The organism is Neobacillus sp. DZ-9, assembly GCF_059587065.1.
In genome coordinates, this window is record NZ_JCAIOL010000004.1 from 404,701 (window position 1) to 417,377 (window position 12,677).

Genomic DNA, 12,677 nt, shown 5'->3' on the forward strand with positions numbered 1-12,677 from the left:
ATGAGCAAGAAAAAGGAATCTTGCTCATCTTTATTGAAATCTTTAATAGATTCTATCACCGTTAAAGATTGAATTTTTAACAATGACATAATCGACAAGTCGAATAGTTTCTAATTTGTTACCTCCTGCATAAGAAATAGACGATTGAAGATCTTGTTCCATTTCTTTCAGCGTATCGGCTAAGTAACCTTTGTGTTCCACTAAAATTCTCTTGCCTTCAACATTTTTTCTCTCCCCTTTTTGATATTCTGAGGCCGAACCAAAGTATTCTTTATAAAGCTTTCCATCTTTTTCGTCCTCAATTGTTTCTCCAGGAGATTCTTCATGTCCGGCAAATAATGAACCAATCATCACCATTGCTGCCCCAAATCGAATGGACTTTGCGATATCACCATGAGTGCGAATTCCTCCATCCGCAATAATCGGTTTACTTGCAGCTTTTGCACACCAACGAAGAGCGGCTAATTGCCAGCCCCCAGTTCCAAATCCAGTTTTAATTTTCGTAATACATACCTTTCCCGGGCCAATCCCTACCTTGGTCGCATCCGCGCCAGCATTCTCTAATTCTCTTACTGCTTCTGGAGTTCCGACATTTCCTGCAATTACAAAACTAGAAGGTAGAAGGGATTTAATATGCTTTATCATCTTAATTACAGCATTAGAGTGACCGTGTGCAATATCAATGGTAATGAATTCGGGTGTAAGCTGTTCATCCGCTAATTGTTGGATAAAAGGATACTCACCTTCCTTGACACCGACACTAATAGATGAAAATAATCCGCGCGATTTCATTTCTTTAATGAAATCTATCCTTTTTTCCGGTTCAAAACGATGCATGATATAAAAATAACCATTTTCCGCTAAGTAACTTGCTATTTTTTCGTCAATAATTGTCTGCATATTTGCTGGAACAACCGGTAACTTAAAGGTATGCCCGCCTAACGACACAGTCGTATCACACTCAGAACGACTATTCACCACACTTTTTGCCGGTATTAATTGAATATCTTCATAATCAAATACATTTTCCATAGTTGTCCTCCATCAAACCCAAATAGAAAATAAATATTCGTCTTAAACAAATATAGGTTTTTCGGTTTCAATGGGACTTATACATCGAATGGTTTAAATGTATTACTGGTATCGGCTCCGCCTTCGCCAAATACCGTGATAGCCACGCGTGCTATCCCCGCTATACATACTATATCGCTACAATGTTAATAAAATATGAATGGCCTGTTAAATAAAGATGAAAACAAATTTACAATTTATTGCTTTAGTTATGATACATAAAGGTACCGTTAGTGCCACCAAAGGCTATACAATAGTTGTCAGGATCAACAATAGCGAACTCTTTCCATGGTCCTGATTCAGGGTCAATCCAAGGCTCGACGACCATTTTGGCACCTTTCCTCTTGAACTCCTCATAAAGATCATCAAGGGCTGTCCAATTTTCTACATAGCAGTAGATATCAGGAGCTGGATACTTGTTAGGATGAACGTCCTCAGGCGCGTTTGCCTGAAGCAGCTTCACCCCTAATCCAGTGAATCCATCCCGAATGGCCCACCAATCCGTAACCTCACATCCAAGAACGTCCCTGTAAAAGCTTTTTGATCTCTCTAAATCAGAAACCAGCAATACTTTTAATGAAACATTCACCCGATTATTGATGAATTTTATAAAGAACTTAAAGTTAGAGAAAAGCCCCTTTGATTTTTATTTCGATTTCTGTGCACTTATCAACTTTATGAAGACACGAAAGAAAAAGGACCTTGCTATAGCTTTAGCAAGGTTCCCCTAATGAGTCTTTAAAAAAAGTTGTCAAATAGTCCACGTCTGTTATTTTTCCATTGCATTCAGTACTATCGAAGCAAATGTAGTTTCCTATCGCTTTATAGTAATCTTGATTTTTGGCTTTTTTTGTTTTGGTTACGGTTGAAATGAAGGCGACCGGGCCAAAACGATTACAGAACGAACAAACATTATCCTTACTTAATAATGTGAATTTGCACTCAATTCCGACCAACTTCTCATTTAGCTCATATATAATATACTTTTTGTTGGTACTGATGTCCGTCCAGCTTAAATAGGTTATTTGTTCCCGATTGATTTTCGATAACTCAGGTACTTTTAGTTTTTTTGCTTTTGGAAACATCTTTTTAATTTGCTGTTCGTTAAGCTGAGGAAATGGGAGCAGATACTGAGCTAACTCTTGGATGTATTGGTCAAACTCGTAATCTGAATTCTTTTTTGATAGGTCCAGCATTTCTGTTTGTTCTTGTTTTATGAAAGGAAAAAGTTCCATGATCTTTGCGTTCGCCAGTTCCTTTACGGCACGAATAACGGTAGGGTCGGAAATTTTTTTACTGCTGTCCTTTATTATAGCCACTTGCTTTTTTATAAAATTGAATTGGTCGTTTTTAATAAATTTTTCAATCATACAGTCCACCTCACTACGGTTATTTTAAAAGAATTAGAAAATCATTAATATGGAGAAGATGATTAAGAAGCAATTTATACATAAAAAAACACTGAAAACATCAGTGCTTTTTACGTGAATAGACAATTTTCTTAATGGTTTCTATAGAAAGGAAATGCTCTTCGGCTAATTGATCAATACTGCGTCCGCTTTTAAAGGCTCGCTTAATCGAAGCATTTCGTTCATCAATTAACTTTCTCCCTCCGGAACAGCTGCCCCATTTTCGATAAGCTGTTTCTGGCTTAGGAATGTAGAGAGTTTCCCCTTGTACATATTTTTGAATTTCCGCAATGAGATGTTCAGGTAAAATATTGCTTGCATTTACATATTTCATGGATAGCCAGCCCCTTATTTTAAAAAATGAAAGAAAATAAGGTGCAAAGCCACATATTAGAAATATAACTTCCCTGGGCGATTTTTTAGATTAATTTCCGCCCCATGCAAAGTATCGCCTTTCCAATACTAGGCTTTGCATGAGTCGCTGGAGTACCAGGCAATCGAGATTGATTCCCCATGAAAAGAACACCCCCACAATTCGCATGATTTAGTAACCTTATTATAATAATATTTAGGCAGAAATCATATAGTGCCTTTCTATTTCATCTGCCAAAGCCAAACGGCAAGCTGCAAAGCAACGGCATCATTTAGCTTTTGAGGATCCCAACCTGTGAGCTCCCTGATTTTTTTTAACCTATAAATAAGGGAGTTTAGGTGGATGTACATGGCTTTAGCGCATTCCCCGATATTTTGATTGCATTTGAAAAATGCTCCTGAGTGGAGTTGATACAGGCGGTTCTGATCTCCTGAAGCGATGATCATGCCCTTATCGTTCATAATATTGATATTCCGATTGAGCCGAAGCATTGTTTGCTCAACAATATCTGTTGCCATCTCCTGAGTTAACATCTGAAATCATCCTTTGTCAGAGTATTTATTGAATATACACAAAAAAAAATCTAAAAAGCTCATAATTTTTAGTTGCTATAACCGATGAAAGAAAAATTCTGGAGGATTATAATAAATTAAATGGAAAATTGCAGGGGGAAGGTGGAGTTAACGTGAAAATCGTCATTGCGCCTGATTCGTTTAAAGGGTCATTAACCGCACCAGAGGCAGCACGGGCCATTGAAAAAGGCATTAAAAAAGCATTGCCGGAAGCAGACACCGTTTTAGTTCCAGTTGCAGATGGAGGAGAGGGCACAGCAGATAGTTTAGTGGCAGCGACCAATGGACAAATGGTTGAAGTTGTGGTGAAAGGGCCATTACTAGAACCGGTCCAAGCAGCATATGGAATTCTTGGGGATAACGAAACATGTGTCATTGAAATGGCTGCCGCGTCAGGATTAAATCTTATCCGTCCTGAAAGGCGGAATCCGATGCTGACGACCACTTTTGGGACAGGAGAACTAATCAAAAGGGCATTAGACGCCGGCTGCCGTAATTTTATTTTAGCTATCGGTGGAAGTGCTACTAACGATGGCGGGATTGGCATGCTTCAGGCTCTGGGCTTGAAGCTTTTAGATGGAGATGGAAATCCGGTTGGCTTTGGGGCTGATGAGCTTTCGCGAATAGCCGTGATTGATGATCGCGAATTTGATTCACGAATTTCAGAAGCCTCCTTCTTAATTGCGACAGATGTTCAAAATCCGTTAATTGGGCAAAATGGGGCCTCGTATGTGTTTGGGCCGCAGAAGGGGGCGACCCCTGAAATGGTTGATATCCTTGACCGAAAGTTAGCACACTGGGCCGATTTAATTGAAGCCCAAACGGGTATACAACTGCATGATAGGCCTGGTGCCGGTGCTGCAGGTGGTATAGGTGGAGCTTTCCAAGCGTTTTTTCCTGCTGCTACAAAAAGAGGAATCGATCTCGTAATCGAGTACACTAATCTGGCTGAGAAGCTAAACGGAGCTGCGTGTGTTTTTACGGGCGAAGGCCAAACCGATTTTCAAACGGCTTCTGGTAAAACACCGATGGGGGTAGCAGAGGAAGCCAAGAAACATGGAATTCCGGTCTTTGTTCTTGCGGGTTCTATAGGAAAAGGTATTGACCAGCTTTACCAACATGGAATCCATTGTGTGCACAGCATCATTAACAGCCCGATGCCGCTTGAGGATGCGATGAATCGTGGAGCTGAATTACTAGAGCAAGCGGCAGAGCAGGTTATGCGTACGTTTTTGGCGGGACGCTCATAAATATTTTCGTTTTTTTTAAATCTCTAAGCATTTCCTTTTGAGAACCTTGATTTCGATTCAAGGTTCTTTTTCGTTTATTTGAAATCGTATAGGGGAAATATAATTTTATTATATTTTTTGAGGCAGGGAAAAAATATGTTTTCATTAAGAGGGGATGCGCATAAAGTTTTTCTTCGCTTGAAAAAAACAATGGATCATGGGCATTCTATCAAAGACATGAAGGAACTTATTGAAATAGAAGAAATTCAAAAGCTTTACAGAGCACTAGATAGCAGTGCATTAAAATTAATTTTTTACCGGATGACAAAAGAAAAGAATGGTTCCGGTTTTATTCCTATCCTTGTTTCCGCAGTACCATGGTTAATGCTTTTATTTTCAAAGCAATTATCGGAATTTCTTTTTCATGATGGCAGTTTGCTATGGCTTGTCTTCAGTTTCATTTATATTTTTGCTGTTGCTGCCAGTGTCATTCTTCATTTTCGTGAAAAAGCATGGGCCGCCTTTCATATGGAAATTATTAAGGACATATTAAATGAACGAAAAGATAATGAGAGCTTGGGACATTCTTCAGTGTAATGTCTCTTTTTGTTTTTGATTTTCGAAACTATCCCTAACCCTGCTATAATTAAGGCATGAGAACGCTTTAAGGAGCTATTGCTGAAAAAATAAGCAGGGGGAGATTCTTTGTGAAATCTGCGTTAATTCTTGGGGGAACACAGTTTGTCGGGAAAAGATTAGTCCAATTAATGTTAGATGAAGGAATTGAGGTAACAATCGCGACAAGGGGGAAGACTCCCGATTCCTTTGGTGATCAAGTATCGAGATTGAAAATTAGCCGCGAGGATACAGGTTCTTTACATAAAGCTTTTCAAGGCAAGAAATGGGATGTTGTCTTTGATCAAACATGCTATTCTTCCCAGGAGGCTTTCGATACGCTGCAAGCATTATCTGGGAAAATGCGAAAATACGTATTTACATCCAGCCAGGCAGTTTATGATTTTGGGACCTTACATAAGGAAGAAAACTTTAATCCCCTAGAGTTTAACCCAGTGTTAAAAACTAGAGGCGAGTATATCGGTTATGTAGGTTACCAGGAAGCAAAGCGGGCTGCCGAAGCCGTTCTTTTTCAAAATGCAGAAGTTCCCGTTGCAGCCGTCCGCTTTCCGATTATTATCGGAAAAGATGATTATACCAATCGTTTAAAATTCCATGTGGACCATATCAAAGATGGAAAAGCGATGTTCATCGAAAATCCTGATTTGCGCTATAGTTTCATAGATTCAGAAGAAGCAGCAAAGTTTTTATTCAGTATGGCTAAGTCTGATTTTCATGGAGGCATTAACCCTGGATCCAGCGAGGATATAAGTTTAAGAGAATTGGTAAGATTAATTGAAGACCTGACTTCAACAAAGGCCATTTTACAAAAGGATGGGGATCCATCACCATACAATTTGCCTGGTTCATGGTCAGTCGATACAAGTTTTGCCCGTTCACTAGGATATAACTTTATATCATTGAATCAATTATTAAACCGATTAATCCATTACTATGAATAGGATTATCCAAAAATGAAAAACCGGTTGCTATGGTTATCGCTAGGAATATCTCAGATTCTCTTTTTGGTTTTATTGCCGGTTTGGTTAAAACTCTTGGCCTATCTTCACCCTGTTGTTTTAGTGGTTGTATGGGCCTGCGTAACATTGCTTGTGTTTTTCTTGGTATATTTAATAGGGAAAGGGACAATAGTAGTTCCTAGTCTTGTTATCAAGTCTGTCATGTGTATGTATAGTTTGGGCCTATTCATATTGTTATTTTTCCGGCCCTCGAATCAGAGGTATAACCAAGTTAACTTGATGCCTTTTAGAACAATCCTAGGATTTTTTACAGGAGATGCAAATTTCTTAGTTGCCTTCTACAATATTACCGCGAATATTTTGTTATTCGTTCCATATGGCGTTACGGTGTACTTACTAAACAAGCGTCCTTCGAGGGAGAAGTTGTTTTTCCTTCCGATCATTTCCATTCTGCTAATTGAAACAGCGCAGTACCTTACAAAGCGCGGAAGTATGGATATTGATGACTTTATTTTAAATGTGCTCGGGGTGGGGATGGGCTATCTTTTGCATCCAATTATTCAAAAAGTTGTGGTTGTTAAATAAAAGAAGCGTGGTATTCACGCTTCCTGCTGCTTTTGTGTACGAATCCTTTTTTTTAGATTAGTACACGAATGATGCACCCACAATAATTAAGAGGATGAAAAGCACAACGATTAAAGCAAAACTTGAGTGATGTCCAGACATATGGAACCCACCTCCTTTTATCACGAGGTAATACATCATATGCCGAAATACCTGGTTTGTAATGGACAGGTATGGATTTTTTTAAAAAAGGAGGGATTCAATAGATGATAGAGGGGACTTTTAAAGGCCATAATGAAGTGGAGCTTTATTATCGGATTATGAAGCCGAAGTTGACCCCAAAAGCAGCCATGATCTTAGTACATGGACATGGTGACCATAGTGGAGGTCTGCAAAACTTAAGTAATAAATTGGTGAAGAATGATTATATCGTTTATGCCTATGATCAGCGAGGCCATGGGAAAAGTCCGGGTAGGAGGGGCTTTATTCGGACATGGGATGAATACAAAGTTGATTTAGATAAATTTCGCATGATGGTAGTTTCCGAGTTTCCTAATCTGCCGTTGTTTATTCTTGGCCATAGCCTTGGCGGAGTTGTAACACTTGATTATTTATTAGATCATGGTACCGATCTTGCTGGAATTATTGCTATCGCTCCGGCGATTTCCTACGAAGCGACCAGATCGGAAAAGCTGCTGATTTCTCTAATGGGTAAGCTTAAACCCGATTTTAGTATTGAAAAACCTGGGGATATTAACCGGTTAACCCGGGATCCTGAAATGATCGCCAAACTTAACTCTGACGAATTGCGTCATGATAAGGTAACACCTGGCTTGGGACGGGGGTTAATGCTGACAGTAGAGCGCCTAACAAAAGAAGCAAGCTCTATAAATCTGCCTTTTCTGCTGCAGTTTGGGCTGGAGGATGAAATAACTCCTCCTGATAAGATGAAACAATTCTTTAACTCTGTCGCTTCCCAAAACAAACAGAAATTTGAATACCCAGCAATGCGGCATCGTCCATTCGATGACTTGGGCCGGGAACAGTTTTTAGAGGATCTTATTGGTTGGCTGGAACGGCAAACTAGAGAGGAACATGTTGTGCTTTAAATGACTTTCATTTACCGAGGGAGAGCTTATATTGTTAATGCGGTAAATGAAAAGGCAGTTCATTGCCCGAGGGAGAGCTTATATTGTTACTACGGTAAATGAAAAGGCGTTTCATTACCCGAGGGAGAGCTTCTAATGTTATTACGGTGAATGAAAGGACGTTTCATTGCCCGTGAGAGTACTTTTTTTCTATCACGGGCAATGAACCTACTATCATCATTTGTGTTGTATTTCAAAACCAATTTCCTAAACCGTTTCAAATAACACGGCAACTCCAATTCCGCCGCCGCTTCCAATCGCAGCGAGAACATATTTTACGCCATTTCTTCTTTGAACTTCATAGAAAAGCCTAGTGACCAAAATAGCACCAGATGCGCCGTAAGGGTGGCCGATTGTCAAAGCACCGCCGCTTACATTCAATTTTTTATAGGGAATGGAGAGTTCTTGCGTACAGGCGATAATTTTTGAAGCAAAAGCTTCATTGATTTCAAACAAATCAATGTCTTCGACAGTGAGCCCATTCCTTTTTAATAATGTTAGGATTGCAGGTAAGGGCGCCGCCCCTGGATAAAAGGGATGGACACCTGCAACCTGGCTGTCAATAAAGCGAAGAACTGGCATGAAGCCGCGTGAACGAGCGGTTTCCTCTTCCATTACCAGCACTGCAGCAGCCCCGTCATTAATTCCACAGCTGTTTGCCGCTGTTACAGTGCCATTCTCAATAATCGGCTTCGCTCTCCGTAACAAAGCTTCCATATTCCTCTTTTTTAAAAACGATTCATCGTTGGTCCATTGTTCAAGGGGGACTATTTCATCCGTAAAAATTCCTCTCTGAAACGATTCCCAGCTTCGTTCATGGCTTAGAAATGCATATTCATCCTGGAGCTCTTTTGAAATTCCATATTTCTGGGCGACCATTTCCGCTGCCTCCAGCATGTCAGGATCTCCAATGCTGTCAGGAGAAAAGCGGGCACGTTGTTCATAATGGGAGGTACTGGAGCTTTCGACACCGCCAGCGATATAGCACGATCCTGCACCACCTTGAATGAAATAACAGGATAGGCGGATGGCCTCAAGCCCTGCACTGCATTGCCGGTCCAGCATTAAACCTGGAATAGAAAGAGGAAGACCTGCTTCCAGCGCAGATAACCGGCCAATATTGCCTCCAGGCCCCGTTACATTTCCTAATATCACGTCATCTACATTTTCGCCAAGTCCGGCAGCTAAATGGCTGAGGACTGGAGAGGCCAATTCCTGTGGCTCGAGGCGATTCAGCATCCCATTCTTTTTTCCAACCGGTGTTCGTTTTGCACGGACAATAACTGCTCGTTTAATGATTTGCCACCCCGCTTTCGATTAATTCCTTCACTTCCGGACGGGCAATTTTTCCGCTAGTTGTATGCGGCATTTCTTCGATGAAAAACCATTTTCGCGGGATTTTATAGGATGATAAATGCTGCTTGCATAATTTTTTTAAGTCCATAATTGTTGCGGAACCTTTAACGGCAGCGACGGCAATTTGTCCCCAATAAGAGTCTTGGATGCCGATGACCGTGACTTCCTCGACAGAAGGATGCAAACCAATTACCTTTTCAATTTCTTCTGGAAAAATATTAATCGCTCCGTATAAAATCATATTTTTTTCACGGCCCGAAATGTACAAGTAGCCGTCTTCATCTAGATACCCCATATCGTCAACAGTAATCCAGCCATTTTCGTCCTGGATCGGACGAATGCGTTGATGACCGGAATTCCCCTCCATTTGGAGATACCCAATAAAAAGCATGTTACTTTTTACAAAAATTTTCCCTGGTTCGTTTGGTTTAGCGGCTTCCATGTTCGAACGGCGAATTTGGATTTGGACATTATGACAGGGCTTGCCGACGGAGCCTGGTTTTCGGTCGTTATCGTTTAATACGGTAACAAAGCTTAACTCGCTTGCTCCATAAAACTCGTACATGGAGAGAGACGGGAACATCTGCCGGATTCGCTGCTTGGAGTTCTCCTCCCATTTTGCTCCAGAGGAGAGGAATTTAATGTGTTTCTCGATGCGGCGCTCTTCTTTTAAAAAGGCAGCGACCATGGTTGGTACGACATAGACGGCTGTAATTGGCAGTGATTCCATTAATGCTAAGGACATACTCGAAGAAAATTTCTCGAGAAGATAGACTGTTCCTCCTATAAATAAGGTACTGATGGCGCCATATAGGAAATGGGAATGGATTAATGCCCCAGGCACGATAACATGATCATTTTCATTAAGCTGAAAATCATATCGGCTGCAATCGAAGCTTGCCACCCAGGAGTCATGGGCACGAATGAAGGCTTTTGGATTCCCGGTTGTCCCTGAAGTAAAACCCATATAAAACGGGGTCCCTCCGTCTATTTCTATGGCTCTGCTTGAGGAAGCGTTATTGACTGCTGAAAGGACCTCCTCCCATATGAGGATCTTTACAGGGAGGCTCTGGACTTTTGAAAAAAGCTCACCTGTTGTGATAAGAATGGATGGCTGGGCTAATGTTAGTCGTTGTTTTAATTCTGTTTCGGTCCATTTCAAATCAAAGAGAACGGAAGTCCAGCCGGCAGTGGCTGCCCCAGTAAATAGCTGCAGGAAGGGGATTCCGTTGGGAAGTAAGATTCCGATTGTTCGATGGTCAAGATTCAGAGAATCCAGCCAGTTAGCAGTTTTGCACACCATTTTGTGCCAGGTGTGATAGCTTATTTTTTTATTGTTCGTTTGAATGGCGATTTTTTCAGGGTAAGATTGGGCATGGTTTATGTATGATTCCGTAATGGATGCCATATTTATCACCTCTTTTTACATACTAACACAAGTTTAGAATCTGGTTTGTGTAACTTTATTATCGGATAGCGAGCTCCAATCAGCGGATATGCAGAGCCAATTGTCGGATAACGTACTCCAATCAGCAGAAATCCATCCCAAAAAAAGAAGACACATTAAAGTGTCTCTACATTTTTATGCAAGTTGCGTTTTATAGCAGGAGATTTTACCAGTCTATAAACTAAATAAGAAGCAAGTATAGCTTTTAGGATATCTCCAGGAATATAGGCCATGCTTGTTAAGACTGCTTTTTCAATCGGAATATCCATAACAAAAGCTTGAACCGGGATTCCGATGAGGTAAAGCAGGAAAATACCTACCGTTAAATTGACAATTAATATATTTCGCAATTTCAATTTGCTAAATCGAGTGATTAGATAGCCCACACAAAAAGCGGCTAAAGGATAAGCGAATAGGTAGCCGGCACTTGGTCCGACAAAAACGCCAATTCCTCCGCGTCCTCCCGATAGTAGTGGTGCTCCAGCTGCAACAACCAATAAAAATACAGTCATGCTTAAGGCGCCGAGCCTTGGCCCTAAAACACCGCCGGCAAGAAGTACACCTAATGTTTGTATGGTGATTGGAACAGGTGTAAATGAGAGCATAATTGGCGGAACAAAGCCCAGTACTCCCATAAATGCTGCGAGAAGTGCAACGTATGTAATATCTAAAATTTTCATAATCCATCCCCACTTTTTTATTTGTATATTAATGATTTTAAAAGCATCGATAAATTTATGTCAACTACTTTTTTATTTGGTTAACAAATAACAGAAATTATTACCAAAATACTTGATTAGCAGATTTAATGTTTTATAATTTTATATGTAAACCAAAAGCATAAAATGGTTAACAAATAAAAACGAGGTGATCAAGTGGAGTGGGTAAAGCTGGCACGAAGAGTAATCGAAGGATATTCACTAACGAAAGAAGAGGCAAAGGAGATTTTGGAGGCCAATGATGATGAGGTCTTAGCGCTTGTCCATGCTGCCTATGAGATTCGCAGACATTTTTATGGGAAAAAAGTAAAGCTGAATTTGATTATTAATGCAAAAAGCGGGCTTTGTCCGGAGGACTGCGGCTACTGTTCCCAATCAATTAAAGCAAAAACGGAGATTGACCGCTACACGTTAATCAGCAAACAAACGATAGTCGAAGGGGCAAAAGAAGCGAAAAAGAACAAAATCGGTACATATTGTATTGTCATGAGCGGCAGAAGACCCACTAACAATGAAGTCGATACAGTGATAACAGCTGTCGAACAAATCAAACAAGAGGTAGAGCAAATTAAAATATGCGCCTGTTTGGGGCTGGTGACTGAAGATCAGGCCGTAAAGCTGAAAGCGGCAGGTGTCGACCGCTTTAATCACAACATTAACACTAGCGCCAATCATCATTCAAATATTACGACTACCCATGATTATGAGGATCGAATCCATACGATTGAAAACTTGAAAAAAGCAGGGATTTCTCCATGCTCTGGCGTTATTTGCGGAATGGGTGAAACGGAGAATGATATTGTCGAAATGGCGTTTGCACTCAAAGAGCTTGATGCAGATTCCATCCCGGTTAATTTTCTACATCCGATAAAAGGAACAAAGCTAGAGGATTTGGATGAATTAACACCAATGCGTTGCCTGAAAATCCTTGCACTTTTCCGATTTGTGAATCCAACTAAAGAAATTCGCATTTCTGGTGGACGGGAATACAATTTACGCTCCTTACAGAATTTGGGGCTGTTTATTGCGAACTCCATCTTTGTCGGAGATTATCTAACAACCGATGGCCAAGCAGCAAAAGAAGATTACCAGGTCATTAAAGATCTTGGATTCGAAATTGAAGAAAATCCGTTTGAAACTGAAAGCCAGCACTTTGAAATACAAGCACAAAAATAGCAAAAAGGAGCCGAACGG

15 protein-coding genes are annotated in these 12,677 nt (G+C 40.5%); 6 read left to right on the forward strand and 9 right to left on the reverse strand.

Translation table 11 applies throughout. The annotated features are described in order from the left end of the window. Positions 1 to 42: 42 nt before the first annotated feature. From guaC to AC59HZ_RS13695, 5 genes are all read right to left on the reverse strand, one after another. Positions 43 to 1,032: a GMP reductase gene (gene guaC / locus AC59HZ_RS13675; RefSeq protein ID WP_496546362.1), complete on the reverse strand. Its 990-nt coding sequence runs from the start codon at positions 1,030 to 1,032 to the stop codon at positions 43 to 45. A gap of 244 nt (positions 1,033 to 1,276) precedes the next feature. Further along, entirely contained in the window at positions 1,277 to 1,660 is a 384-nt protein-coding gene (locus AC59HZ_RS13680) for a VOC family protein (protein ID WP_496546363.1), read from the reverse strand. A 124-nt stretch (positions 1,661 to 1,784) separates the two neighbouring features. Further along, positions 1,785 to 2,441, reverse strand: coding sequence for a FusB/FusC family EF-G-binding protein (locus tag AC59HZ_RS13685; RefSeq protein ID WP_496546364.1), 657 nt, complete (start codon positions 2,439 to 2,441; stop codon positions 1,785 to 1,787). Between the two features lie 100 nt (positions 2,442 to 2,541). Next, positions 2,542 to 2,814, reverse strand: coding sequence for a CD3324 family protein (locus AC59HZ_RS13690; RefSeq protein WP_496546365.1), 273 nt, complete (start codon positions 2,812 to 2,814; stop codon positions 2,542 to 2,544). A 260-nt stretch (positions 2,815 to 3,074) separates the two neighbouring features. Further along, positions 3,075 to 3,386 (reverse strand): helix-turn-helix domain-containing protein, encoded by a 312-nt coding sequence (locus AC59HZ_RS13695; RefSeq protein WP_496546366.1) that lies wholly within the window; start codon positions 3,384 to 3,386, stop codon positions 3,075 to 3,077. A gap of 152 nt (positions 3,387 to 3,538) precedes the next feature. Between AC59HZ_RS13695 and AC59HZ_RS13700 the strand changes: the two genes are divergently transcribed. The 4 genes from AC59HZ_RS13700 (at position 3,539) to AC59HZ_RS13715 (ending at position 6,834) form a co-directional block, all read left to right on the forward strand. Further along, on the forward strand, positions 3,539 to 4,675 hold the full coding sequence (locus tag AC59HZ_RS13700) for a glycerate kinase (protein ID WP_496546367.1): 1,137 nt from the start codon (positions 3,539 to 3,541) through the stop codon (positions 4,673 to 4,675). A gap of 177 nt (positions 4,676 to 4,852) precedes the next feature. Next, the gene (locus AC59HZ_RS13705) at positions 4,853 to 5,251 is read left to right on the forward strand and encodes a hypothetical protein (protein WP_496546368.1); all 399 of its coding nucleotides are present in this window, start codon (positions 4,853 to 4,855) and stop codon (positions 5,249 to 5,251) included. Positions 5,252 to 5,361: 110 nt separating this feature from the next. Next, a complete protein-coding gene (locus AC59HZ_RS13710) occupies positions 5,362 to 6,231 on the forward strand; it encodes an NAD-dependent epimerase/dehydratase family protein (protein ID WP_496546369.1) in 870 nt (289 codons plus the stop codon). Between the two features lie 12 nt (positions 6,232 to 6,243). Continuing rightward, entirely contained in the window at positions 6,244 to 6,834 is a 591-nt protein-coding gene (locus tag AC59HZ_RS13715; RefSeq protein WP_496546370.1) for a VanZ family protein, read from the forward strand. 57 nt (positions 6,835 to 6,891) lie between these two features. Here AC59HZ_RS13715 and AC59HZ_RS13720 read toward each other — a convergent pair whose 3' ends face one another. Continuing rightward, entirely contained in the window at positions 6,892 to 6,975 is an 84-nt protein-coding gene (locus AC59HZ_RS13720) for a YjcZ family sporulation protein (protein WP_289987894.1), read from the reverse strand. Positions 6,976 to 7,079: 104 nt separating this feature from the next. On the opposite strand from AC59HZ_RS13720, the gene AC59HZ_RS13725 reads away from it, so the two are divergent. Then, positions 7,080 to 7,922, forward strand: a complete 843-nt coding sequence (locus tag AC59HZ_RS13725) for an alpha/beta hydrolase (RefSeq protein ID WP_496546371.1) — start codon at positions 7,080 to 7,082, stop codon at positions 7,920 to 7,922. A gap of 246 nt (positions 7,923 to 8,168) precedes the next feature. Here the strand turns inward: AC59HZ_RS13725 and AC59HZ_RS13730 are convergent, their stop codons facing one another. The 3 genes from AC59HZ_RS13730 to AC59HZ_RS13740 form a co-directional block, all read right to left on the reverse strand. Next, positions 8,169 to 9,257: an acetyl-CoA C-acyltransferase gene (locus AC59HZ_RS13730; RefSeq protein WP_496546595.1), complete on the reverse strand. Its 1,089-nt coding sequence runs from the start codon at positions 9,255 to 9,257 to the stop codon at positions 8,169 to 8,171. Continuing rightward, on the reverse strand, positions 9,253 to 10,725 hold the full coding sequence (locus AC59HZ_RS13735) for an AMP-binding protein (protein ID WP_496546372.1): 1,473 nt from the start codon (positions 10,723 to 10,725) through the stop codon (positions 9,253 to 9,255). Before AC59HZ_RS13735 ends, AC59HZ_RS13730 begins: the two co-directional genes overlap by 5 nt. Positions 10,726 to 10,880: 155 nt before the next feature. Beyond that, positions 10,881 to 11,444 carry a biotin transporter BioY gene (locus AC59HZ_RS13740; RefSeq protein ID WP_496546373.1) on the reverse strand — a complete coding sequence of 188 codons (564 nt, stop codon included), beginning with the start codon at positions 11,442 to 11,444 and terminating at the stop codon, positions 10,881 to 10,883. Positions 11,445 to 11,639: 195 nt separating this feature from the next. Here AC59HZ_RS13740 and bioB point away from each other — a divergent pair, with 195 nt between their 5' ends. After that, the gene (gene bioB / locus AC59HZ_RS13745) at positions 11,640 to 12,659 is read left to right on the forward strand and encodes a biotin synthase BioB (protein WP_496546374.1); all 1,020 of its coding nucleotides are present in this window, start codon (positions 11,640 to 11,642) and stop codon (positions 12,657 to 12,659) included. Positions 12,660 to 12,677 lie beyond the last annotated feature (18 nt).